The organism is Sphingomonas sp. J344 (assembly GCF_024700005.1).
In the GTDB taxonomy this organism is placed as follows: Bacteria; Pseudomonadota; Alphaproteobacteria; order Sphingomonadales; family Sphingomonadaceae; genus Sphingomonas.
Genome location: NZ_JAJONB010000002.1, coordinates 341,633 through 364,457 on the forward strand (window position 1 = coordinate 341,633; position 22,825 = coordinate 364,457).

Annotated in this window: 22 protein-coding genes and 3 pseudogenes; 13 read left to right on the forward strand and 12 right to left on the reverse strand. The window is 67.0% G+C overall.

The genetic code is table 11. The features are described 5' to 3' along the window. Position 1: 1 nt before the first annotated feature. The 6 genes and pseudogenes from LRS12_RS17860 to LRS12_RS17885 form a co-directional block, all read right to left on the reverse strand. A complete protein-coding gene (locus LRS12_RS17860; protein WP_257845847.1) occupies positions 2-451 on the reverse strand; it encodes a hypothetical protein in 450 nt (149 codons plus the stop codon). 14 nt (positions 452-465) lie between these two features. Continuing rightward, on the reverse strand, positions 466-978 hold the full coding sequence (locus LRS12_RS17865; protein ID WP_257845848.1) for a hypothetical protein: 513 nt from the start codon (positions 976-978) through the stop codon (positions 466-468). An 84-nt stretch (positions 979-1,062) separates the two neighbouring features. After that, the gene (locus LRS12_RS17870; RefSeq protein ID WP_257845849.1) at positions 1,063-1,389 is read right to left on the reverse strand and encodes a hypothetical protein; all 327 of its coding nucleotides are present in this window, start codon (positions 1,387-1,389) and stop codon (positions 1,063-1,065) included. A gap of 46 nt (positions 1,390-1,435) precedes the next feature. Next, positions 1,436-2,095 (reverse strand): TetR/AcrR family transcriptional regulator, encoded by a 660-nt coding sequence (locus LRS12_RS17875; RefSeq protein ID WP_257846184.1) that lies wholly within the window; start codon positions 2,093-2,095, stop codon positions 1,436-1,438. Next, complete coding sequence (locus LRS12_RS17880) at positions 2,092-3,393, reverse strand: amidohydrolase family protein (RefSeq protein WP_257845850.1); 1,302 nt, start codon at positions 3,391-3,393, stop codon at positions 2,092-2,094. Before LRS12_RS17880 ends, LRS12_RS17875 begins: the two co-directional genes overlap by 4 nt. Beyond that, positions 3,390-4,812, reverse strand: a pseudogene (locus tag LRS12_RS17885) (amidohydrolase). Before LRS12_RS17885 ends, LRS12_RS17880 begins: the two are co-directional and overlap by 4 nt. A 136-nt stretch (positions 4,813-4,948) precedes the next feature. Between LRS12_RS17885 and LRS12_RS17890 the strand changes: the two are divergent. From LRS12_RS17890 to LRS12_RS17925, 8 genes are read left to right on the forward strand one after another with little or no spacing between them, the layout of a single operon-like run. Continuing rightward, complete coding sequence (locus LRS12_RS17890; protein ID WP_257845851.1) at positions 4,949-5,629, forward strand: hypothetical protein; 681 nt, start codon at positions 4,949-4,951, stop codon at positions 5,627-5,629. After that, positions 5,626-6,816, forward strand: coding sequence for a DUF4350 domain-containing protein (locus tag LRS12_RS17895; protein ID WP_257845852.1), 1,191 nt, complete (start codon positions 5,626-5,628; stop codon positions 6,814-6,816). Before LRS12_RS17890 ends, LRS12_RS17895 begins: the two co-directional genes overlap by 4 nt. Beyond that, positions 6,813-7,769, forward strand: coding sequence for a MoxR family ATPase (locus LRS12_RS17900; RefSeq protein ID WP_257845853.1), 957 nt, complete (start codon positions 6,813-6,815; stop codon positions 7,767-7,769). Before LRS12_RS17895 ends, LRS12_RS17900 begins: the two co-directional genes overlap by 4 nt. Beyond that, on the forward strand, positions 7,766-8,575 hold the full coding sequence (locus LRS12_RS17905; RefSeq protein WP_257845854.1) for a DUF58 domain-containing protein: 810 nt from the start codon (positions 7,766-7,768) through the stop codon (positions 8,573-8,575). The genes LRS12_RS17900 and LRS12_RS17905 overlap by 4 nt, the downstream gene beginning before the upstream one ends. Then, positions 8,572-9,009, forward strand: a complete 438-nt coding sequence (locus LRS12_RS17910; RefSeq protein ID WP_257845855.1) for a hypothetical protein — start codon at positions 8,572-8,574, stop codon at positions 9,007-9,009. The genes LRS12_RS17905 and LRS12_RS17910 overlap by 4 nt, the downstream gene beginning before the upstream one ends. After that, positions 9,006-10,001, forward strand: a complete 996-nt coding sequence (locus LRS12_RS17915; RefSeq protein WP_257845856.1) for a stage II sporulation protein M — start codon at positions 9,006-9,008, stop codon at positions 9,999-10,001. The genes LRS12_RS17910 and LRS12_RS17915 overlap by 4 nt, the downstream gene beginning before the upstream one ends. Positions 10,002-10,046: 45 nt before the next feature. Continuing rightward, complete coding sequence (locus LRS12_RS17920) at positions 10,047-10,874, forward strand: RDD family protein (protein ID WP_257845857.1); 828 nt, start codon at positions 10,047-10,049, stop codon at positions 10,872-10,874. After that, positions 10,871-11,350 carry an isoprenylcysteine carboxylmethyltransferase family protein gene (locus LRS12_RS17925; protein WP_257845858.1) on the forward strand — a complete coding sequence of 160 codons (480 nt, stop codon included), beginning with the start codon at positions 10,871-10,873 and terminating at the stop codon, positions 11,348-11,350. Before LRS12_RS17920 ends, LRS12_RS17925 begins: the two co-directional genes overlap by 4 nt. Here LRS12_RS17925 and LRS12_RS17930 read toward each other — a convergent pair. Further along, positions 11,347-11,756: pseudogene (locus tag LRS12_RS17930) on the reverse strand (acyl-CoA thioesterase). The gene LRS12_RS17925 and the pseudogene LRS12_RS17930 overlap by 4 nt on opposite strands. A gap of 129 nt (positions 11,757-11,885) precedes the next feature. On the opposite strand from LRS12_RS17930, the gene LRS12_RS17935 reads away from it, so the two are divergent. Both LRS12_RS17935 and LRS12_RS17940 read left to right on the forward strand, forming a co-directional pair. After that, positions 11,886-13,013, forward strand: coding sequence for a zinc-binding dehydrogenase (locus tag LRS12_RS17935; RefSeq protein WP_257845859.1), 1,128 nt, complete (start codon positions 11,886-11,888; stop codon positions 13,011-13,013). Positions 13,014-13,112: 99 nt separating this feature from the next. Then, positions 13,113-13,745, forward strand: coding sequence for a YceI family protein (locus tag LRS12_RS17940; protein ID WP_257845860.1), 633 nt, complete (start codon positions 13,113-13,115; stop codon positions 13,743-13,745). A 3-nt stretch (positions 13,746-13,748) separates the two neighbouring features. On the opposite strand, the gene LRS12_RS17945 is transcribed toward LRS12_RS17940, so the two are convergent. Then, on the reverse strand, positions 13,749-14,144 hold the full coding sequence (locus LRS12_RS17945; protein ID WP_257845861.1) for a BLUF domain-containing protein: 396 nt from the start codon (positions 14,142-14,144) through the stop codon (positions 13,749-13,751). A gap of 89 nt (positions 14,145-14,233) precedes the next feature. After that, positions 14,234-14,842, reverse strand: a complete 609-nt coding sequence (locus LRS12_RS17950) for a hypothetical protein (protein ID WP_257845862.1) — start codon at positions 14,840-14,842, stop codon at positions 14,234-14,236. A gap of 265 nt (positions 14,843-15,107) precedes the next feature. Between LRS12_RS17950 and leuA the strand changes: the two genes are divergently transcribed. Further along, positions 15,108-16,772 carry a 2-isopropylmalate synthase gene (leuA, locus tag LRS12_RS17955; protein WP_257845863.1) on the forward strand — a complete coding sequence of 555 codons (1,665 nt, stop codon included), beginning with the start codon at positions 15,108-15,110 and terminating at the stop codon, positions 16,770-16,772. 145 nt (positions 16,773-16,917) lie between these two features. Here leuA and LRS12_RS17960 read toward each other — a convergent pair whose 3' ends face one another. Further along, a complete protein-coding gene (locus tag LRS12_RS17960) occupies positions 16,918-17,277 on the reverse strand; it encodes a hypothetical protein (protein WP_257845864.1) in 360 nt (119 codons plus the stop codon). A 207-nt stretch (positions 17,278-17,484) separates the two neighbouring features. Between LRS12_RS17960 and argJ the strand changes: the two genes are divergently transcribed. Together argJ and LRS12_RS20460 are read left to right on the forward strand one after the other, a co-directional pair. Beyond that, positions 17,485-18,669, forward strand: coding sequence for a bifunctional glutamate N-acetyltransferase/amino-acid acetyltransferase ArgJ (gene argJ / locus LRS12_RS17965; protein WP_257846185.1), 1,185 nt, complete (start codon positions 17,485-17,487; stop codon positions 18,667-18,669). Between the two features lie 145 nt (positions 18,670-18,814). Then, positions 18,815-18,982 (forward strand): SEC-C metal-binding domain-containing protein, encoded by a 168-nt coding sequence (locus LRS12_RS20460; protein ID WP_374581532.1) that lies wholly within the window; start codon positions 18,815-18,817, stop codon positions 18,980-18,982. 35 nt (positions 18,983-19,017) lie between these two features. Here LRS12_RS20460 and trxA read toward each other — a convergent pair whose 3' ends face one another. After that, a complete protein-coding gene (gene trxA, locus LRS12_RS17970; RefSeq protein WP_066664623.1) occupies positions 19,018-19,344 on the reverse strand; it encodes a thioredoxin in 327 nt (108 codons plus the stop codon). A gap of 52 nt (positions 19,345-19,396) precedes the next feature. Beyond that, positions 19,397-22,774: pseudogene (addA, locus tag LRS12_RS17975) on the reverse strand (double-strand break repair helicase AddA); the annotation flags it as partial. Positions 22,775-22,825: the final 51 nt, after the last annotated feature.

Consider the following 22,825-nt stretch of genomic DNA (forward strand, 5'->3'; position numbering starts at 1 on the left):
CTCATTCCCATGCTGCCGCCATTTCCCCTTCGACGCGCACTCCACCGTCGGCAAGCGCGGTCGCCCGCCACCAGCGAAGTCGGATAAGCGGCGTCCCGCGCTCGACCCCATCGATCATCGCGATCACCGCCTTCTCCGGTCCCGACAGCCTTATCCCCAGCGTCACGATGCCGGGTTGCGGCGCGGTGGGTGTCAGCGTCTCCACCAGCACGCCGGCTGACGCCGCGCGCCCCCGGACATGCGTGGCAAGGGCACGCCCGGCGGCCGCCCGGTCCTGCGCCCGGATGGCGAGACCCGGCGCGACGATCGGGCGCAGCGGTTCCGGCGGAGCCGTGATCTGCGCGGCAAGATCGCTGCGCATCGCGCGCGCGGACCATAGCTCGCTCAACGCCTCCAGCCCCGGCAGCATCAATGCTGCACCGGCCAGCACCCCGCCGACCAGGCCAGCCACGATACCACCCCGCCTCACCCGCGCGCCCGTAGAGTCACGACGACCCGCGCATCCTGAGTCCGGCGCTGCCCGGTCTCGCGCATCGCCGCGAGCGCCGCGTCGCGGCGCAGCGCATCGCGCAACTGATCGGGATCGCTTGCCGAAACCTCGACCTGCAACAGTCCATCCGCTCCCCGCGCGGCCGAGACCAGCCGGGCGTCGTCCGGCATCGCCCGCGCGAGCCGTTCGAGCGTCGCGGTCAAGGTGGGCGAACGAACGGCGTCGCGCAGCGCGCGAGCAGCACCGTCCCGCGCCGCTTCCGGCGCGGAGCGCACGCGCAACTGCGCCTCCAGCGCGCGATTCTCGGCTTCGACACCCGCACGTAGCAAGGTCGCACCCATAATCGTCAGCAATGGACCCAGCGCCAACATCCCGACCAGCGCCGCAGCCAAACGCAGATCCACAGCCGTCCAGGGGGAACGGACCCATGCGGCATGCAACGCGTTCCGGGCGAGCCGGTCGGTCAGGCTGTCGCGCGGCTCGGTCATGCCTCGGCGTCTAGCGAAGCCGCTCGCGCCTGCCCAGCCTCGATCACGCCGCCACTCGGATCACCACGCGCCGCTCAAACGGTCTCAACGGCGACTGCGGATCCGCGCGGTGCCGTCCGGCGTGATTTCGACTACATAAGGTTCGGTATTGTCGCACACCACGCGCCAGCGCAGCTTGCCGCCGCGATCCTCGACCCGCGTCAGCTCGGTAACAGTCTGACAGGTCAGCTTCGCGTCACGGATCGCCCGAAGCATGACCCCATCCTGCAGCCGCTTGGGCAGCGCGATTACCTCGGCCTGATAGTTGGTCAGATCAGCTGCCAGATTGGGCTGCACCACGTTCGTTTCGCTATCGGCCTCGGGTGCGCCGCCGCATCCCGCCAACGCCGCCGCACCTGCCACAACCGCCATCAAGATTCGCATGGCCAGCACCTCCGTTCTCGTACAACGCCGATCGTCACGGCTTCGATCCGATCATCTTGAGAAACAATCGCGTGGCGCGTTCGACCCGTGCGCGGATCGCCTCGGGCGACGGGAGCGGCTCAAGTCCCAGCTTCATTCCCAAGTCCGCCGCGCCCTTCCATAGCCCGCACAAATCCTGTGCAGCCAGACTGGGATCATCCACCTCGACCTCGCCGCGCGCTGCCGCTTCGGCCAGAACCTCAGCCAGACGTCCGAAGCACACCCCCGGCCCCGCCTCGTAAAAACGGCGCGCAAGGCTCGGGATCTGCGAAATCTCGTTGAGCAGCACCCGGTCGATCGCGACATGATCCTCGCTGAACATGAAGCTGAGCAAGGCGACGCCATAGGCGTTGAGCTGATCCTCCAGTGTCCGCTGGTCGGCAACCTGCGCGTCGAATACCTCGGCCATCCGCGCGCTTTCCACGCGAATCACCTCCTCGAACAGTGTCTCCTTGTCGCCAAAGCGGCTATAGACCGTGACCTTCGACACACCCGCCGCCTGGGCGATCTCCTCAATCGTCGCGGCGTGGAATCCACGCGTGAAGAACGCCTGACGTGCCGCCTCGATGATCGCCGCATATTTTGCGGGATCGCGCGGACGGCCTGCGCGGCGTGGTTCCTCACCCGCGCAAGCCGTGTGAAAGGGGGTGCTCAGCGCTGGTACGCCTTGGGCAAGGCGCCTTCCTTCGGATCGAAATAGCGTTTGCGCAGTTGATCCTGACGCGTCTCGATCGGCTGTTCGACGCCGTCGATGAACACCCGCACTGCGGCCGTCCCGATTTCCAGCGGGTCGCCGTCCCACACCACCACATCGCCACGCCGCCCGGGGCGCAGCGAGCCATATTCGCCGCCCACCCCCATCGCCTCTGCGGGCTTCGAGCTGATCGTCGCGAACGCCTGACCCCAGTCGAGCCCAGACGCGCCCGGAACCTTGGTCAGCGCGACCAGATTGCCCGCATATTGCTTGACCAGCCGCGCCTGCCGCGCCTCGTCGTCGTTGATCATGCCGATGCCCACCATGACGCCCGCAGCCTGCATCCGCCCGATATTCGACTGCGTCGCCGCCAACTGCTCGAAGGATGCGGGCAGATCGGCCAATGCCGATGCCAGCACCGGCACCTTCGCCGCCGCGATCTGGCGCGCCACCGTCCAGCCTTCATTCGCGCCGACCAGTACCAGCTTGAGCGCCGGCACTTCTCGCTTCAGGTCGAGCATCACCAGGATGTCGGACGCACGCTCGACATGCACCAGCAGCGGCACCTGTCCGTTCACCACCGGCACCAGCGCCTGCGCATCGGCGCGGGTCAGCAGCGCGTCCTTGCCGCGATCGGTAAAGCTGGCGGGCGCACGGGCATAGTCACGCACCTCGAACAGGATATTCCTGAGCATCGCTATCGCGGCGGGGCGGCTGCCCCCGGCGCGGCGAGCGCCTTCTTCGCCATAGACCATGAACTGAAACGCGCGCGGCTTGCTCACCGCATCCATGTCGGCACCCAGGTCGATGATCGCGCCCTGCCCGGCAAACACCGAACCGCGCGCCTCGGGTGCGACCACGGCGCGGGTAATGCCCTCGGCGCGGTTGACCGTGATCGCGCTCGTCTTCGGGTTCACCGCAGGCGATACATCGATCGCGGCGTTGAACGGCGAACCGCTCGCGGCGCTGTCATCCGTCTCGCTGACCCCATCGACCTCGACGATGCCCATGCGGGTGAACCCTGCGAACAGCCCTGGCGTGACATAGCGTCCACCGGCGTCCACCACCGGAACGCCGGCTGGAACGGCGACCCCTGCCCCGGCGGCAACCACACGCCCGTCACGCACGACGACCGTCCCGCCCTCGACCGGAGCGGAACCGTCGCCGATGACGAGGCGCGCGTTGGTGACCGCGACCGTCTGAGCGGCGGCGGGGAACGCGGCACCCATCGCCGCAGCGGCTAGCAACAGCGCCTTCATTTCACGTCTCCCGATCCGGGCTGGCCGAGCTCGAAGTCGGATACCGGCCGCAATTTGGGGTTGTGCATGTCGAACAGCAATGCGCCGTCGACCCACACCTTCTCGGGACGGGTGTAGACGCTGAACGGATTGCCGTTCCACAGGACGACATCAGCCATCTTGCCCGCCTTCAGGCTACCGGTGACATTGTCGACACCCAGCGCCCTGGCCGGCGTGATCGCCGCCCATTTCCACGCAATCTCCTCGGGGATCACGAAACCGGCGCGCTTGGCGGCGGCGCGGACCTTGGCGATTTCCTGATTGAGCCGCTGGATACCGTTGGCGTCGTCCGAATGGATCATCCCGCACGCGCCCTCGCGCTCGAGGATGGCGAGGTTCTCCGAAACGGCGTCATAGGATTCCATCTTGAACCCCCCACCAGTCGGCCCACACCGCCGCACAGGTGCCGTTGGCCTTGAGCAGGTCGGCGATCTTGTACGCCTCGACCGCATGGTGGAACGTTCCGACCTTGTAGCCGAACTCCTTGGCCATATCGAGGACGATGGCCATTTCGTCGGCGCGGTAGCAATGGTTGTGGACGATGATCTCGCCCGCCAGCACGCCGCGCAGCGTGTCCATCGCCATGTCGCGCGATGGCGCTTCGCCGCCATTTTCCTCGTACCGGTCCCAGCGCTTCTTGTAATCCTGCGCGCGCGTCCAGGTCTGGCGATCGACCGCGATATTGCCCATGCGGGTCGACGGCATCCGGCCCTTGCCGCCATAGACGCGCTTGGGGTTCTCGCCGCACGCCATCTTGAGGCCATAGGGCGCGCCGGGGAATTTCATTCCCTGCATCGTGCGCGCATAGACATTCTTCAGCGTCACGCTGCGCCCACCGAACAGGTTCGCCGAGCCCGGCAGGATCTGCAGCGTGGTCACACCACCATTGGCGAGCGCGCGGCTGAACCCGGGGTCCTGTGGCCACACGCTATGTTCGGCCCACACTTCGGCGGTGACCGGCCCGGTCGCCTCGTTGCCGTCCGAATGCGCCTGAACGCCGGGGGTGGGATAGTTGCCGAGATGGCTGTGCACGTCGATCACGCCCGGCGTGACGTACTTGCCGGCGCCATCGATCACCACCGCGCCCTCGGGCGCCGCGATGCTCTGCGCGACCTCGACGATCTTGCCGTCGCGGAACAACACCGCGCCGCGCTCGATCTTGCCGCCCTCACCGTCGAGGATGGTGACGTTCGTCAACAGCGTCGGGACGCCGGGATAGGGCTTGTAGGTCGAGGGATAGGGATTGTGGTCATATCCCTTGTTCTTGCCCGGCCCCTTGCGCGGGGCCTCCGACGACGCGCTCTGGGCCTTGCCCCCCGCACTCGCGCTACAGGCTGCCAGCGTCGCCGCTGCGGCCGTGCCGATAATGATCCGGATCAACGCGAAAATCTCCCTGCCCGATGATGATGCACGGTCGTCCGCCGCGCCATGCCCGCGACGTTAGGGATGAAAATCGTTGCGCGCAATTTGCCGATTTGCTCCAAGGGTATGAACAGCTTCCGGGGGATTCACGGCAATGACGGCACAGGGCGCAAGCGCCACCGCGCGCGATGGCGCGGTCGCCGGCAATGCCCCGCAGCCGTTCGGCGATCCCGCCACAGCGGATGCCGCGCACAAGTCGTTGAAGGCCGACCCGACCATCCAGTTCGATTTCCCCTGGTTCGTCCCCGAGCAGCGCGAGATGCCGCAATGGCTCAGGGATCTGTTCGGTGCGCTCGGCAATTTCATCGAATGGGTCGGCGGCGGGTGGACGGTGCTGATGTGGATCGCGATCGCACTGGTCGTGATCGCGCTCGCCTTCGCGATCTTCCCGCCGCTGCGCGGCTGGCTATTCGACCGGTTCGGGTCGCGCGGCGGGGTCGAGGCGGCACCGGGCTGGATTCCCGAAGCATCGGTCGCGCGTGCGCTGCTGGTAGAGGCCGACCAGCTTGCCGCCGCAGGGCGCTACGACGAAGCCGTCCGCCTGCTGCTCCATCGCAGCGTCGAGGATATCGAACGGTGGCGTGGCGACCGGCTGCGTCCGTCCTGGACCAGCCGTGACATCGCCCGGATCGACGCGCTGCCCGAAACGGCACGCGCGCTGTTCGGACGCATCGTCGCCGATGTCGAACGCAGCCTGTTCGCCGGCCAGCCGCTGGGCGAGGCCGACTGGACCCGCGCGCGCGCCGACTATTCCGGATTCGCGCTCGGCCGATGACCCCGAGCAGCGCCAACCCATTCCGCACCCGCACGGTACTCTTGCTCATTGGGGCGGGGTTCATCCTCGCGCTCGGCTTCCTGCTGGTCAGCGCCTATGGCGACCGCTTCGACCGCCAGCGCGGCAATGTCCCAAGCCCGGCCTCGCGTTTCGCCACCGGCTTCCACGGCCTCGCCCGGCTGGTCGAGCTTGCCGGCGGCACGGTCACGCTCAACGGTTCGCCAGACGAGCGACCGGGCGATGGACTGCTGATCCTGACCCCCAATATCGGTACCAAGTCCGATGAGATTCAGCGCGCGATAGGGGCGCATGATGGCCCGATTCTGGTGATCCTCCCCAAATGGGTGGCCGCCCCGATCAAGGACCGTCGCAACCGCGAGCAGCGGGTCACGACCGTCATGCCGCAACCCCTGATTTCGATGCTCGAGCAGACCGTCGATATTGCGCCGCATTCGGAAAAGGGCGGAACCCTGCTGCGCTATGCCTCCGGGCTGGAGCTACCGCCGTTTCGCCTCCAAGGGGAGATTCAGGCGGTAGAAAGCGACAAGCTGGTGCCGCTGATTGTCGCGCCGGACGGCGCGTCGGTTCTTTCGCAGGTCGGGGATACCGGGACCTACATCCTCGCCGATCCCGATCTGCTCAATAATCAGGGTCTGTCGTACCGGGAGAATGCCCGCGCCGCGCTCGCCCTGCTTGCCGCGCTCGATCCCGATACGCCTGGCACGGTCATCTTCGACACGATGCTTCCTTATGGCAGCGGCGGGCGCAATCTGCTTCAGCTCGCTTTCGAACCGCCATTCGCCGGGGTAAGCATCGCGCTGCTGATCGCTGCCCTGCTCGCCGGGATCGCCACCCTCGCGCGGTTCGGCCCGGTCCGCCGCGAACAGCTCGCGGTCCCGTTCGGCAAAGCGGCGCTGATCGACAATATCGTCAGCCTCGCCCGCCGCGCCCGCCGCACGCGCGAGGGCGGCAGCGCCTATGCCGACGCGATCCGCGACTGGGCCGCGCGCCGCCTCGCCCTGCCCCGCACGCTACAGGGCGATGCGCTCGACGCACAACTCGACGCAATCCCGACCACGACCTCCTATACCGCGACGGCCCAACGGGTCCGCGACGCAAAGACCGAAACCGAACTGCTCCACGCCGCACAGGCGCTCGATGATTGGCGAAAGGAAGTGAAGGCATGACACTCGACGACGTCCGCAACCTCGGTGCGGCGATCGACGGCCAGGTGGCCAAGGCGGTGGTGGGACAGGGTCGCGCGACGCGGCTGCTGACCATCGCCCTGCTCTCGGGCGGCCATGTCCTGCTCGAAGGCGCACCGGGCACTGCCAAAACGCTGTTGGCGCAAAGCTTCGCGCGCACGCTCGGCCTCGATTTCGGCCGCATCCAGTTCACCCCCGACCTGATGCCTGGCGATATCGTCGGGGCTAGCCTGTTCAACTTCCAGAGCTCGTCCTTCGAGCTGCGGCGCGGTCCGGTGTTCACCGAATTGCTGCTCGCCGACGAAATCAACCGCACCCCGCCCAAGACCCAGGCCGCCTTGCTCGAAGCGATGCAGGAACGCGCAGTGACGATCGACGGCACGACCGAACAGCTGTCGGACCGCTTCACCGTGGTCGCGACCCAGAACCCGATCGAACAACAGGGCGTCTATCCGCTGCCCGAGGCTCAGCTCGACCGCTTCCTGTTCAAGCTCGCGATCGACTATCCCGATGCAGAGGCCGAGCGCGCGATCGTCGCGCAGTACGGCACCCGCACCGGATCGCAGCGCCCGGAGGATAGCGGCGTCGAACAGGTCGCCACTCCTGACGCGCTCAAGGCCGCGAGCGACACGGTGCTGACCGTGCGGCTGGCGGATGAGATCATCGCCTATGTCGTAGACCTGATCCGCGCGACCCGCGACCATGCCGACCTGTCGCATGGCGCATCGCCCCGCGCCGCCTCCGCGCTCGCCGCCGCGTCGCGCGCTGCTGCTGCGCTGGACGGGCGCGATTATGTCATCCCCGACGATGTGAAGCTGCTCGCCCAGCCTTTGCTGCGCCACCGCGTGGTCCTGTCGCCCGCCGCCGAGATCGACGGCCGCAGCGCCGACGACATCGTCGCCCAGCTGATCGACCGGGTCGAGGCACCGCGTTGATCGTTCCCAGCCAGCGTGCGGTCGCGCTCGCGCTGGTGGCCGCGCCAATGGCGCTGCTGCTCGGCGTGTGGCGTCCGGATGGCTGGCTGCTCGGCGTCGCCTGGGCGCTGGGCATCGCGCTGCTGGTACTGCTCGACGGCCTGCTCGCGCCGCGCATCCGCAAGGACGATCTGCGACTGGAGGGGCCGGGTTCGACCGAGGTCGGTGCGACGGTCGCGCTCGCGGGGAGCAACCCAGCGTTGCGCTACGCCGCCGACTTCAGCGCCCCGCTCGATCCTGCTCCGGCGCCACTCGCCTACACCGCCGCCCGGCGCGGCACCGCGCGCCTCTCCCGCATCTGGGCGCGCGCATCCGGGCCGCTCGGACTCGCCTATCGCCAGCGCAGCAAGGCAACTGAAGATAGCATGCGCGTCCTCCCCGACCTGCGCCCGGTCCGCGAACAGGGGATGCGGCAATTCCTGCGCAGCCGCCAGTTCGGCACGCGCATCCGCCCCGAAAGCGGCGACGGCACCGAATTTCAGGCGCTGACCGATTTCCAGCCCGGCATGGAACGCCGCGCGATCGACTGGAAGGCGACCGCGCGTCATTTGTCGCTGCTCGCCCGCGAATATCGCACCGAACGCGACAACAGCGTCGTCTTCGCGGTCGATTGCGGGCGGACGATGAGCGAGCCGGTCGCCGGGGTGCCGCGCATCGATCGCGCCGTTTCCGCTGCGTTGCTCGCCGCCTTCGTCGCGCTCAAATCGGGCGATACCGTGCGCCTGTTCGGATCGCCGGGCGTCCCACGGCGGATTCGGGCAGCATGACCGGTGCGCGCAGCTTCGCGTCGCTACACCGCACCGCCGCCGAGCTGGACTATGCCGCGCAGGAGAGCAATTTCACATTGTCGCTCGTCACGCTCGACCAAAGGCTCCAGCGCCGCAGCCTGATCATCCTGTTCAGCGAGTTCACCGATCCGACCAGCGCCGAACTGATGCTCAGCGCCGCCGCGCGGATGCTCAAACGCCACCGCGTGCTGTTCGTTCTGTTCCGCGACGTCGAGCTTGAGGCGTTTCTGGAGGCGCGCCCCGAAAGCGCCGACGACGTCATCCGCGCCAATGTCGCCCATGCACTGCTGCGCGAACGGCGGATCGTCATCGAACGGTTGAAGCGGCTGGGCATCGAAGTGCTCGAAGCCGGCCCCGACGACCTCGCCCTTGCGCTCGCCGAGCGCTATGTCCGGGACCGCGAACGCCCATGACCAGCACCGTATTCGGCGTCAGCCAGTTCCGCGCCGAGCGCGAGGCCGATTGGAAGCGGCTCGAAGCCCTGCTGGACCTCGTCGAGAAAAAGTCTCCGCGACGGCTGACCAGCGACGATCTGTTCGAGCTGCCCCGCCTCTACCGCTCGACGCTGTCGGCGTTGTCGATCGCGCGCGAAACCTCGCTCGACGGGTCGATGATCGCCTATCTGGAGAGCCTGTCCAACCGCGCCTATTTTATTCTCTACGGCTGTCGCGACTCGCTGTGGCGACAGCTGGGTGGCTATTTCACCCATGGCTGGCCCGCTGCGGTACGGGGGCTTGTCCCCGAAATCCTGATCATCGCCGCGTTGTTCATGGGCAGCGGGCTGGCAGGATATTTCCTGGTGATGGCGGACCCCGCATGGTTCGGCGCGATCGTGCCCAGCGAGTTCGCCGCCGGTCGCAACATGCAGGCGAGCGTCGAAACCCTGCGCGAGTCGATCTACGGTGTCCCCAAAGCAGGGGGGCTGGAGGTCTTCGCTACCGAGCTGTTCACGCACAACAGTCGAGTCTCGATCATGGCCTTCGCGCTCGGCTTCGCCTTCGGCATCCCCACCCTGCTGCTGATCGCGAGCAACGGCGTGCTGCTCGGGGCCTTTTACGCCGTGTTTGTCTCCAAGGGTCTGGGGGTCGGGTTTACCGGATGGCTGATGATCCACGGGTCCACCGAGCTGAGCGCGATCATCCTTGCCGGCGCTGCCGGATTGCATATCGGGCGCGCGGTCGCATTTCCCGGGGTGCGCAGCCGCCTCGCGGCCGCTGGCGAAGCTGGACGGCGCGGCGCGCTGGTGATGATCGGCGTGGTCATCATGCTGCTCGCCGCAGGGTTGCTGGAGGGATTTGCGCGCCAGTTGATCACCGTCGATGCCGCGCGTTTCGCGATCGCGGCGGGGATGTTCGCGCTGTGGGTCGTCTATTTCGCGCTCGGCGGACGCCGCCGCCATGGCTGATCGCAAGGATCGGCTGGTACGCGAACTGGTGACGCCGGAGGGGCCGTGCTGCACCTCCGTCTGGCCAGCGCGGGTGCGCGCGCCGGTGCATTCACCATCGACGCGGGGATCATGCTGGGCACGCTGATCGCGCTGACAATCGCGGCGGTGGGACTGCTCAGCGAACGCGGATCGGGCAATGTGGCGGCGATCCTGTGGCTGCTCGGCTTCTTCCTGCTGCGCAATTTCTATTTCACCTTGTTCGAAAGCGGCGCGCGCGCGGCGACAATTGGCAAGCGTGCGCTCAATATCCGGGTGGTGGCGCGCGACGGGGGTCGGCTGACCGGCGGCGCGATTCTCGCGCGCAACCTGACGCGCGAGATTGAGGTGTTCATGCCGTTGCTGTTCCTGCTTACGGCGCAGGCGGAGGGGTTCAGCAGTCGCTGGATGACGCTCTTTGGCCTTGGCTGGACCGCGATCTTCATGCTCTTCCCGCTGTTCAACCGCGACCGGCTGCGCGCGGGCGACCTGATCGCGGGAACCTGGGTGGTCGAGAATGAGCGCCCGAAAATCGCCCCCGATCTCCTCGCGGAGACGCAAACCGAGCATGTCGAGCGCTATGCCTTCACCCCCGAAGAGCTCGAAACCTATGGCCAGATGGAGGTCCAGCGACTCGCCGAGGTCCTCCATCGCGACGATGCCGACACGATCGTCACCGTCGCCGGCGTGATCCGGCGCAAGATCGGCCGTCCCGATCATGGCAGCCATGTCGGCGAGGACCGCGCCTTTCTCGACGCCTATTACGCCGCCGCGCGCCGCCATCTCGAACGCCGCCTGTTGTTCGGCAAGCGAAAGCGCGACAAGTTCGATCTGAAGGTTAGGAACGGCCCATGACCGACACCAAGTCCGACATTCCCGGCGTGATCGCGCCGCCGCCGCTGATCTTTCTCGGCTATCTGATCGCGGGAATCGCGCTCGAGTATCTGGTAGTGAGGACGCAGGGGCTCGATATGCCCGATTCACTTCGCTGGACCGTCGTCGCGCTGTTTCTCCTGTCCGGTCTCGGACTGATCGCCGCCGCGCTCGTGCGGTTCAAGGCGGCGGGCACCCCCGCCCCGCCCTGGCAGCCGACCACCGCCTTTGTCGTGCAGGGCGTCTATCGCTGGACGCGCAACCCGATGTATCTCGGCATGACACTGATCTATCTCGGTCTTGCTGTCGCCGCCAACGCACCTGTCGTGCTGTGGCTGTTCATCCCGCTGATCCTCACGATCCACTACGGCGTGATCGCCCGCGAGGAACGCTACATGGCGGACAAGTTCGGCGTATCCTATATCAACTACGCGCACCGCGTTCCGCGCTGGCTCTAACCCTCGCGCTTGCCGAAGAAATGCTCGACGATATGCTCCGCGATCCGCGCCGGGCGCAGCGTCGTCGCGTCGACACAGCACCAGCGTGACTTGACCTCGGCCAGCACATCGTCGCCGCGGCGGATGATCGTCTCGTAAAAGCGCTGACGCCCTGCACCTTTTCAAGCAGAACCGTCGCGACAACTTCATCGTTGAGGAAAGCGGGCTTGCGATAGGTGATCTCGTGCTTGAGCGCGACCCACAGATGCTTCGCGACCTCTTCGGCGGGGGCCAGCTTCTGCCAGTGCGTCAACACCGCTTCCTGCACCCATTTGAGGTAGCTGGCGTTGTTGACATGCCCCATGAAATCGATGTCGGCGGGATCGACCGGGATCGGGACTTCGAACGGAATGGCTGCGCGCGTCATAGCTTCACCTTAACGTAAACTGGAACGGGATGCGAGGGGCAATGCCCCTGCCGCGCAAATCCACGCCACCCCATTGATCCCTGTTTCGAATTCACGGTATGCCGCATGCAACGACATAAGGAGGATGCCATGACCCACCCGATCCCCGCACAGGCGAAGCAGTTGTTTTCGACCGTCACCGACGATGGTGGCCTCGAACTCGCGCTCCGCGACATGCCGGTCCCGCAGCCGAGTGGCGACGAAGTGCTGATCCGGGTCGAGGCAACGCCGATCAACCCCTCGGACCTCGCGGTCATGCTCAGCGTCGCCGACTCCAATGCCTTCGCCCCGCTGGGCTATGGCGCGCGCGCGGAAATCCCCGAAGCGCTGCGCCGCCATGTCGCGCCGCGCCTCGGAAAGCCGCTGCCGATCGGGAATGAGGGCGCGGGCACAGTCGTCGCGGCGGGCGATGACCCCGCGGCCCAGGCGCTGGTCGGCAAGACCGTCGCGGCGGCGGGCGGCGGCTTCTACACCCAATATCGCCTGCTGCGCGCCCGCGACTGCCTGGTGCTCCCCGATGGCGTGACCGCGGAGGAAGCCGCCTCGTCCTTCGTCAATCCGATGACCGCGCTGGGCATGGTCGGCACGATGCGGCGCGAGGGCTATACCGGCCTCGTCCACACCGCCGCCGCCTCGAATCTTGGGCAGATGCTGGTCAAGCTGACCCTGTCCGAAGGCGTGCCGCTGGTGAACATCGTGCGCAGCCAGACCCAGGCGCTGCTGCTCCGCGATCTCGGCGCGACGCATGTGATCGACAGCAGCGCGCCCGACTTCATGGCCCAGCTCACCGACGCCATCGCCGAAACCCAGGCGTTCCTCGCCTTTGACGCCATCGGCGGCGGCAAACTCGCCGGCCAGATCCTCACGGCGATGGAGGCTGCAGCAGTCCGCACCAACCCGGCGAATGGCCCCTATGGCTCGTCGACGATGAAGCAGGTCTATATCTATGGCGGGCTCAGCATGGCCCCGACCGAGATCACCCGCGGCTTTGGCATGAAATGGGGCATCGGCGGCTGGCTGCTCACCCCGTACCTGATGGAAGCCGGCATGGAGGAAGTGATGCGGATGCGCGCCAAGGTCGCCGCCGAAATCCGCACCACCTTCGCCAGCAGCTACAGCAACCGGATCAGTCTTGAGGACGCGGTCCAGCCCGCGACCATCGCCGCCTATAATCGCCGCGCCACGGGGGAGAAATATCTGATCCTCCCGCAGCTTTGATCGCAGTTCGGGAAACCTTGCGTTCGCACATCGCCATTTGAACATCTTGAGGGCGTCGCGCATTGTCGCGACGCCTTCCCGCTATCCGGAGACCGACCCATGCGCCTCGTGATCGCCAGCCTGATCGCCGCCACCGCCATCGCCACCCCGATCGTCGCGCAGCAAATGCCCGGATCGAAGGACAAGGCCGCAATCACCGGCGGCAGCTACACCGTCGATGCCAGCCACACGCTGGTGAAGTGGGAGGTCAACCATTTCGGCTTCTCGCCCCTCTGGGGCCTGTTCGGTCAGGTGACCGGTACACTGGAGCTCGATCCCAAGAACCCCGGCGCGTCGAAGGTAGACGTGACGATCCCGGTGTCGAAGATGGTCACCGGCGTCCCCGGCTTCACCGCGCATCTGCTGCGTGACGGCAAGGACGGCGGCAAGCCCGATTTCTTCGGCTCCGCCCCCGCTGACGCCAAGTTCGTCTCGCACCATGTCGTCGTCGATCCCGACGGCGACGAGGCGAAGGTGCACGGCAATCTGACCCTCAACGGCATCACCAAGCCGGTGACGCTCGACGTCGACTTCTACGGCGCGGGCAAGGCGCCCGAGCGGATGGGCGGCAAGGAGAATGTCGGGTTCGAGGCCGAGGCGACGATCAAGCGCAGCGACTTTGGCCTGGGCTATGCCGTCCCGCTGGTCAGCGACGAGGTCAAGCTGGAAATCGCCGCCGCCTTCCAGAAGTAGGCGTCACGCCGCGCGCCGGATCTTCGCAAAGCCCTCAAACGTGGCGCGGACATTCGGCGAAGCGGTGCTCAGCCGGTCGGCAATCTGCGCCATCAGCGCATCGCTTTCCGCTCCGGGGACGCGATGCGCCATGGCCCAGTCGCCAAATTCGCGCATCTCGATCGCCCGGCGTGACAGGATGACGATCGCACAATGGCGCGGATCCGCCGCGATCCGGGCAAAGGTCTGCTCGACCGCGTCCTGTGGCCCCTCCAGCACCTGCAGAAACCGGCGCCCGTCGGCGTAGAGAAAGCCGGTAATCCCGTGGCGATCGTTGTTGCGGCGCGAGGCGAGCAGGATCGGCGCCACCTCGACCTGGGTGCCGGCACGGACGCTGCTGATATACATAAGCTGATACATGATTGTCCCTTCGCCCCCGCCCGGGACTATCGTTACACCTCAAAGGTTTAGAGAATGATAGCGCGCACCTCCGGTCGCACCATTACGCCCTAGCGTCGCAGGCTCAGCGCCAGCGCGATCCATGCAATGACCAGCTCGATCATCAGCTTGCTGCTTTGCGTGACGAGCAGGTTGAGCGAGAAATCGGTCGCCTCATCCGGGCGCAACATCCGCCCGGCACTGCCGAGCCCGCACACCTCCCACGTCGCCAAAGCGAAGAACGACATCGCGAACAGGAAGGCGAGCCGCCCCCGATCCGCGCGCTCGGGTGCACGCCCCTGCGCGAGCGTCCAGCCAATCGCGACGAGGAGCACCGCGCCGAACCCGGCATAGAACCAGCCGCCCGGCGCAGGCAGGCTGGGGATCGACCACAGGCCGATCCAAACGACCATCGCACCCGCAAACCACCCGGCCCGCAACCCCGCGCGCAAGGCATGCGCGGTACCGAGACACAGAACCGCCAGCTGGACCGACAGCATCCAGCTGATTGTCTTCACCGCACCGATCACGAACGCCGCGGTCGAGGGCGCGTCGCCGCTCCCCTCCCGCGCGAGGAAGCGAAGATAGCCCGGCAAAACCAGATAATTGCCAAGCAGCGCGTAGAGCAGCAGCAGCGCGCCGATGATCGTCAGCACGCGCGCCAAGGTTGGTCGGGTCATGCGCATCCTCTCGCTCCGCCCGTCCGTTGCGGGGTCGGAACGAGCTTACAATCGCCGTTTCTAAGTATCACCACAAGGGGGGACTGGACTTTTGTTGCGCCTTCGGGCTAAGCGGCTCGCATAATGTTGCCGTATCGCAGCCTTCTTCTGCTTCGACTTACCCGCCCTTAGGGCGTGGATTCGCGTGGCCATGCGCCGCGCACACGGCCTAAGGGCAGAGCAATCCCCCTCCCCCGACCGCCCGATACCCGAAGCGAGAAGTCCGATGTTGCGCGACCCCAGCGTCAAATACCGCCCTTTCCCCCAGGTCGATCTGCCCGATCGCCAATGGCCAAGCCGCACGATCACCAAGGCGCCGCGCTGGCTTTCGACCGACCTGCGCGACGGCAATCAGGCGCTGATCGACCCGATGGATGCGGAGAAGAAGACGCGCTTCTTCGACCTGATCTGTCGCGTCGGGATCAAGGAGGTCGAGGTCGGCTTCCCCAGCGCCGGCGCGACCGAGTTCGACTTCATCTCCGGCCTTGTCCGCGACGGACGCATTCCCGAAGACATCACCATTCAGGTGCTCACCCAGGCGCGCCGCGACCTGATCGAAACCAGTTTCGAGAGCCTGCGCGGCGCGAAACAGGCGATCGTCCATGTCTACAACGCGGTCAGCCCGGCCTGGCGGCGCATCGTGTTCGGCATGGAGCGCCACGAGGTCAAGACGATCGCCACCGACGCCGCACGCATGTTGCGCGACGGTGCTGCGGCACAGCCCGACACCGACTGGCAGTTCGAATATTCGCCTGAGACCTTCTCGACCGCCGAACTCGATTTCTCGATCGAGGTCTGCGCCGCGGTGATGGACGTGCTCCAGCCCACGCCCGAGCGTCCGTTGATCCTCAACCTGCCCGCGACGGTCGAGGCGGCGACACCCAACATCTATGCCGACCAGATCGAATATTTCTGCCGCCACATCCCCAATCGCGACAGCGTCGTCATCTCGCTGCACACCCATAATGACCGCGGCACCGGCGTAGCAGCGGCGGAGCTGGGGATGATGGCGGGTGCCGACAGGGTCGAGGGCTGCCTGCTCGGCAATGGCGAGCGCACCGGCAATTGTGACCTCGTGACCGTGGCGATGAACATGTACACGCAGGGCATCGACCCCGGCCTGACCTTCAACGACATCGACGAAGTCGTGAAGACGGTCGAATATTGCACCAACATCCCCGTCCACCCGCGCACGCCCTATGCCGGCGACCTCGTCTTCACCGCCTTTTCGGGCAGCCATCAGGACGCGATCAAGAAGGGCTTCGCCGCGCAGGAAGCGCGCAACGACGATCTGTGGGAGGTGCCCTATCTCCCGATCGATCCCGCCGATCTCGGCCGCAGCTACGAGGCGGTGATCCGCGTCAATTCGCAGTCGGGCAAGGGCGGCGTCGCCTGGGTGCTGGAACAGGACAAGGGGCTGAAGCTGCCGAAGCGCCTCCAGGCCGATTTCAGCCGCCACGTCCAGCGCATGGCCGACGAAACCAGCCGCGAGCTGAATGCGCAGGATATCTGGGCGACCTTCCAGTCCGCCTACCGCCTGATGCAGCCACAGCGCTTCACGCTCGGCGCCTATGACGAGACCCGCGCCACCAATGGCGAACGCATCTTCGCAGGCGCGATCGAGGTCGATGGTGTCGCGCGCTCGGTCAGCGGCCGCGGCAACGGCCTGATCTCCAGCGTCGTCGCGGCGATCCGCGAAGGCTTCGGCGTCGATCTCGACATCGCCGACTATGCCGAACACGCGATCGGCCATGGCTCGACCGCGCAGGCCGCCGCCTATGTCGAATGCCGCACTCCCGACGGCCGCACCGTCTGGGGCGTCGGCATCGACGAGGACGTCGCCACCGCCAGCGTCCGCGCGGTGCTGAGCGCGGCGGGGGCGCTGGGGTGATAAATCGATCTCCCCCCGCCAGAGGGAGGTGGCGCCGAAGGCGACGGAGGGGGAGGACGGCTGAGCCTTCCCGGCTCAATCCGATACCCTGCATCCCCCTCTGTCAGCTGCGCTTACACTTCCCTTGCCGGAGGGGATTAGGAAGCTACTCCATCGCCGCGCCGCGCAGCTTGCGGCAATTGCTGCCCGCACACCCCGGCACGCTCTTGTAATCGTTCATGTCGAACCACAGCACCATCGGCTTGCCCTGCTGCTTGGCGGCGATGGCAAGCGCGATCAGGCTCTGCACCTTGGCCGGCCCTTCGGTCAGGTTGAGCGCGAAATAGTAAATCGCGTGGGTATGACCGATGCCGGGGATGGGCGCACATTTGATGTGCATCCGCGCGTCGATCACCGCGACACTGTCCACCGCGCAATTGCGCTGTGTATTCGCTTGTACCTCAGGCACCGCGACGAACGCCGCGCCCGCGACCACCAGTCCGCCGATCCAGTTCAACTTGCTCATGTCCCGTCTCCCAATCGCTCCCTGTCGAGGGCCAGCGAAGCGCTTCGTTTCGCCTACGTCAAGAAGAAATGGATTATTGCTCTAGATCAATGCTCTACAAATCGGATCAGGGTGTGCAGGCAATGCGAATCGCTTTGATCCGCGCCGCGGGGGAAGCTAGGTCGCCTCCATGACCCGCTCCCCCTCGCCCCCGCCGCCTTCCCCGCCCTGCCCGCCATCCCGGGAGTCACGCTCCGCGTCGCCCGCGCGCGCTACAAGCAATGGGACCGCTGCGACCTGACCTTCGTCACGCTGGACGAGGGTACGGCGGTCGCGGGCGTCACGACGACCAGCAAATGCCCGTCGCCCGAAGTCGAATGGTGCCGCGAAGCGCTCCCGCTGGGCAAGGCCCGCGCGCTGGTGGTCAATGCCGGCAACAGCAACGCCTTCACCGGCAATCGCGGTCGCGCCGCCGTGGAAGCCATCGCCGCGCGCGTGGCCGGGCACCTGAACTGCCAGCCGTCGGACGTATTCGTCTCCTCGACCGGCGTGATCGGCGTCCCGCTCCCGATCGACAAGGCCGAAGCCGGGCTCGAAGCAGCCTTCGCCGCAGAACCCTGCACCTGGGAGGATGCCGCAATCACTATCGGCACCACCGACACCTTTGCCAAGGGCGCGATGACCTCAGCCGTCGTGGACGGCAAGACGGTCAACCTCGTCGGCATCATCAAGGGCAGCGGAATGATCGCGCCCGACATGGCGACGATGCTCGGCTATGTCTTCACCGACGCCGCCGTCGATCCCGCCTTCCTCCAGCACGCCCTGTCCGACGCCAACCGCACCAGCTTCTCGTGCATTACCGTGGACAGCGACACATCGACCAGCGACACCGTCCTCGCCTTCGCCACCGGCGCGGCGGGCAATGCGCCGCTGACCAACGACGACAGCGACGGCGCCGACGCCTTCCGCGCCGCGCTCGCCGATCTCTGCCTCCAGCTCGCCCACCTCGTCGTCCGCGACGGCGAGGGCGCGTCGAAATTCATCCGCATCGATGTCGAGGGCGCGGAAAGCGACGCCAGCGCGCACCGCATCGCGCTCAGCATCGCCAACTCGCCGCTGGTGAAGACGGCCATCGCGGGCGAGGATGCCAATTGGGGCCGCATCGTGATGGCGGTGGGCAAGGCCGGCGAACCCGCCGACCGCGACAAGCTCGCGATCACCTTCGGCGGGGTCCAGGTCGCGTCAGGCGGTCTCGCGGTCGAAGGCTATGACGAAACCCCCGTCGCCGCGCATCTGAAGGGCCAGGACATCGAAATCGGCGTCGACCTCGGCCTCGGCGAAGGCCGCGCCACGGTGTGGACCTGCGACCTGACGCACGGCTACATCTCGATCAACGCGGACTATCGCAGCTGAGGTCAGCCTGCTATCGGCCCTCCCGCGCGGCTCATCGCGCGTCAGCGACAGGAGGCCATTATGGCACGCATCGACACCTTCGCCGACCTCCCCTGCTTTCGAGCGTAGCTCAAAGCGGCGGCGGGGTTATCCCTCCGAAACGCATGTGAAGCGCGGCCTGCGCTTCGTCCATGGCGACGTCGAGCTGATCGAAAAACTCGGTCGAAACGACCCTTGCCCGTGCGGTTCGGGGAAGAGATTTCAAGCGCTGCTGCATGCATTCGGGCCGGTTTCGACGGCGCGGAACGGCATGATTATTGGCGCGAATAGTTAGGAAGCGGGGGCCGAATCCCGGCCCCCGCGATCTTGTCAGACGACGCTCTCGATCCACGCCTTCAGCTTGGACTTGGTGTTGATCTCGGCAATCCCCACCTGCTGCGCGACCTTCTGCCCGTCCTTGTAGACGAACAGGGTCGGGATGCCGCGAATGCCGAGCTGGCCCGGCGTGTCCGGATTTTCCTCGATGTTGAGCTTGGTGATCGTCACCTTGTCGGCCAGCTCCTCGGCCAGCTCTTCCAGGCTCGGGCCGATGATCTTGCACGGGCCGCACCATTCCGCCCAGAAGTCCACGATCACGGGCTTGTCGGACTGCAGCACGTCGGTTGCAAAGCTCTCGTCGGTAACGGCCTTCGCCATGTCTCAAATCTCCTGTCTGTTGCTGCTTAACTAGGGTCGGCAGCCGCGCGTCTCAAGCATCGAGTGCCAAGCTTTGCTCCCCGGTCGCGAAGCCCGGCTTGTGCGCAGCGACCACATCGCCCGGCAGTTCGAACAGCACCGGCCCCGCGGTGTAGAGCAGCCCCGAAACCACCTCCCGCGCCGGAAAGATCACCTCCAGCGCCGCGACATAGGCCGCCATCTGCTTGACGTGATAGGGCGGCACATCGCCGAGCGAACCCGGCGCGCGCCGCCCGGTCTTGAAATCCACCACCAGCACGCGGCTGTCGGTCACCAGCAGCCGGTCGGCAGTGCCCGACACGACATGCCCGCCCCCGACCACTGCTGCGACCGGAGCCTCGGCCAGCGCCTCCGACCCGAACAAATCGGCAAAGCGCGGCTCGGCCAGCACCCCCAGCGCCGCGCGCGCCAGCTCCGCACGTTCGCCCGCATCATCAACGCCGCCCGCACCCGCCAGCCAGCGCTCCGCCACCTCTTCACGCCGCTCAGCAGCAACGACCGGCAGCCGCTCCAGCAACGCATGGATCAACCGCCCCCGCTCCGCCGCCGCCCGCAGCGCCGCAGCGGGAGGCGGATCGGCCACCAGATCCTCACCCAGCGAAGACGGTGCCAGCGGTCGCGGCGGCCGCGCCTCAACCGGCGCCGCACGCCGCGCCCAATCCGGCACTGCGCCCGCCGCCTCACCTGCATCGGCAACAACCGCCTTGCGCGGCACCGCTCGCGTGGGTGCCAGCCCGGTAAAGCTCCGCTCGCCTTCACTCTCCGGCACGCCCAGCGCATCCAGCCCGGCAGCAGCCGCCGTGTACCAGCTCAACTCCGGCGGCTCACCCTTCGCCTTCGGCCCCAGCGCTCCAGCAATCACTAACCGCTCCTCCGCACGTGTCGCCGCGACATAAAACAGCCGCCAATGCTCCTCCAGCTCGCGCGCCTCCGCCGCACTCACCGCCGCATCGACCGGCCCGCCCCGCTCGGTCTTGCCGGGGCGGAAAACCGGAAGCTTGAATGCCTCACCGTCCGGCTGCCACTCGACAAAATCGCCGCGATTGCCCGCCACCGGATCGGCGGTCGCATCGGCCAGGATCACCAGCGGCGCCTGCAGCCCCTTCGCTCCATGCGCCGTCATCACCCGCACCGCCGCCTGCGGTTGCGCCGCGTCGCGCACGATCTCGACATCGCCGCGATCGAACCAGTCGAGGAAGCGTTGCAGCGTCGGCGTCGCCACCCCCTCGAACCCCAAGGCCGCCGTCAGCAACTCCTCGATCGGGTCGAGCGCCTCCGCCCCCAGCCGGTGCAGCAGCTTGCGCCGCCCGTCCATCGGCCCGGTCAGGATCGCCTCCAGAAACCGGTGCGGCGTCATGACATCCGCCCGCGCCAACAGCCCGAACAGCGGCTCCAGCCGCTCCGGCGTCTGCGTCGCGCGCAGATGCCGCCACAGGCTCCCGCGCTCGCGCATCGCCGCGACCATCAGCTCGTCCTGCGTCCACCCGATCAGCGGCGACACGAGCAGCGCCGCGAGCGACAGATCATCGTCCGGCTGCAACGCAAACCGCACCGCCGCGAGCAAATCCTGCACCGCCAGCGGCGCATTCAGCCGCAGCCGGTCGACCCCCGCGACCGGCACCTCCTCGGCATACAGCCGCGCGACGATCAGCCCCGCCAGCTCGCCGCGCCGCCGCACCAGGATCATCACATCCTCGGGCCGCAGCGTCCGCCCCTTGCTCTCCAGCTCCAGCGTACCGATCCACTCCCGGATCTGCCGCGCAATCCGGTTGGCCAGTTCGCGGGTCGCATCGTCGATCCAGCCTTCCTCATCCTCCGGGTCGCCGCCCGTCACCACCGGCGGCCACAAGGTCACCGTGCCCGGCCCCTCGACCCGGCTGGCATGCGGCTCAGGCTCGGCAAATTCGCCCATCCCCGGCGGCGGCAGCGCGCCGATCGCCGCATCGACAAATTCCAGCACCGGCGCGGTCGAGCGGAAGCTGTGCACCAGCGACAGCGTATCCAGCGCCCCCGCCGCACGCGTGTCGAAATGCTGCTGCGCCGCGCGGAAATTGACCGGGTCGGTGCCCTGAAAGCCAAAGATCGCCTGCTTGTAATCCCCGACCGCAAAGATCGTGCGCACCTCCTCGCCATGCGCGCCCTCGCCGGCAAAGAACTCGTCGGCCAACGCGCGGACGATCCGCCATTGCGCGACATTGGTGTCCTGCGCCTCGTCGATCAGCACATGGCTGGTCGCCTGATCCAGCTTGTAGCGGATCCAGTCGCCCATCCCCGGCTGTTCGAGCAGCGCAACCGCCTTGCCAATCAGATCGTCGAAATCGACCGCCCCCGCGCGCCGCTTCGCCGCCGCATAGGTCGCTGCATATTCGCGCCCTGCCGCCAGCCCTTGCGCCAGGCAATCGACATAGCCCGCCCGCGCGACCATCCCCTGCACCGCAACGCACGCCTCACCCAGCGCGACCGCCAGTTCTGCGTAATCCGGTTCGAGTGTGAGCAGTTTGCCCTTGAATACCCGGAAATCGCCGTCCTTCTTCAGGGCGATAAGGCTGAGGTCACGCAGCTGCTCAAATCGCCCGGCGGGATCAGCCGCGAGCCAGCGCTCGGCTATCGCAGCATCCTTGTCTCCGGTCGCCGTTTTCCAAGCGTGGTTGGCATCCGCGAGACGGCGCACCGCGTCTGTGTCGAAATGTTCGTCATCGCACCAGCGCTGTGCTTCGGCCGCGACATCCCCCGAAGGCAGCCCAAACGCCCGCCGCAACCATGGCTGGATCCCGCTCGGCAGCGCCGCCATCGCCTCGGGCGCGCGCGCACAGGCACTCAGAAACGCCTCCGCCTTGCCCTCGCCCAGCCGCAGGCTCAGCGCCCCGACCGCGTCGATCACCCAGCCGCGCCCCTCGCGCTCGGCCGTCACCAGCATTTCCGCCAGCGCCTCGCGCGCCAGCGCCGCTTCCTCGCGCGCCTCCAGCGGCCGGAACCCCGGCGTCAGCCCCGCCTCGACCGGAAATGCCGACAGCAATGTCTGGCAGAAACTATGGATCGTCTGGATGCGAAGGCCGCCTCCCGGCGCATCCAGCACCTTGGCGAACAATGTCCGCGCCAGCGCAATCTGCGCATCATCGGCGGGTTCGCCGAGCGCCTCCAGATCAGCGAACAGCTCGGTCCGCTTCGCCCGCACCCAATAGGCCAGCCGCCCGCTGACCCGCGCCGCCATCTCCGCCGCGCCCGCCTTGGTGAAGGTCAGGCACAGGATCGCCCCCGGATCGACCCCGCGCAGCAACAGGCGAAACACCCGCGCCGCCAGCACCTGCGTCTTCCCCGTCCCCGCGCTGGCCGACAGCCACACGCTCGCCTCGGGCTGCGACGCCGCGCCCTGGCTCCCGGCGAGCGGGGGAGAGCGGAGATATTAACGCCGCTCACGGTCGTCACTCAAGCTGGTCACCCT

Excerpts from the sequence above, each read along its gene's own strand:
- trxA (WP_066664623.1), bottom strand. The coding sequence starts at position 19,344 with ATGGCGAAGGCCGTTACCGACGAGAGCTTTGCAACCGACGTGCTGCAG.
- LRS12_RS17950 (WP_257845862.1), bottom strand. The coding sequence starts at position 14,842 with ATGACCCGACCAACCTTGGCGCGCGTGCTGACGATCATCGGCGCGCTG.
- LRS12_RS17880 (WP_257845850.1), bottom strand. The coding sequence starts at position 3,393 with ATGAAGGCGCTGTTGCTAGCCGCTGCGGCGATGGGTGCCGCGTTCCCC.
- LRS12_RS17940 (WP_257845860.1), top strand. The coding sequence starts at position 13,113 with ATGCGCCTCGTGATCGCCAGCCTGATCGCCGCCACCGCCATCGCCACC.
- LRS12_RS17935 (WP_257845859.1), top strand. The coding sequence starts at position 11,886 with ATGACCCACCCGATCCCCGCACAGGCGAAGCAGTTGTTTTCGACCGTC.
- leuA (WP_257845863.1), top strand. The coding sequence starts at position 15,108 with ATGTTGCGCGACCCCAGCGTCAAATACCGCCCTTTCCCCCAGGTCGAT.
- LRS12_RS17925 (WP_257845858.1), top strand. The coding sequence starts at position 10,871 with ATGACCGACACCAAGTCCGACATTCCCGGCGTGATCGCGCCGCCGCCG.
- LRS12_RS17910 (WP_257845855.1), top strand. The coding sequence starts at position 8,572 with ATGACCGGTGCGCGCAGCTTCGCGTCGCTACACCGCACCGCCGCCGAG.
- LRS12_RS17900 (WP_257845853.1), top strand. The coding sequence starts at position 6,813 with ATGACACTCGACGACGTCCGCAACCTCGGTGCGGCGATCGACGGCCAG.
- LRS12_RS17915 (WP_257845856.1), top strand. The coding sequence starts at position 9,006 with ATGACCAGCACCGTATTCGGCGTCAGCCAGTTCCGCGCCGAGCGCGAG.
- LRS12_RS17960 (WP_257845864.1), bottom strand. The coding sequence starts at position 17,277 with ATGAGCAAGTTGAACTGGATCGGCGGACTGGTGGTCGCGGGCGCGGCG.
- LRS12_RS17945 (WP_257845861.1), bottom strand. The coding sequence starts at position 14,144 with ATGTATCAGCTTATGTATATCAGCAGCGTCCGTGCCGGCACCCAGGTC.
- LRS12_RS17890 (WP_257845851.1), top strand. The coding sequence starts at position 4,949 with ATGACGGCACAGGGCGCAAGCGCCACCGCGCGCGATGGCGCGGTCGCC.
- LRS12_RS17870 (WP_257845849.1), bottom strand. The coding sequence starts at position 1,389 with ATGGCGGTTGTGGCAGGTGCGGCGGCGTTGGCGGGATGCGGCGGCGCA.
- LRS12_RS17895 (WP_257845852.1), top strand. The coding sequence starts at position 5,626 with ATGACCCCGAGCAGCGCCAACCCATTCCGCACCCGCACGGTACTCTTG.
- LRS12_RS17865 (WP_257845848.1), bottom strand. The coding sequence starts at position 978 with ATGACCGAGCCGCGCGACAGCCTGACCGACCGGCTCGCCCGGAACGCG.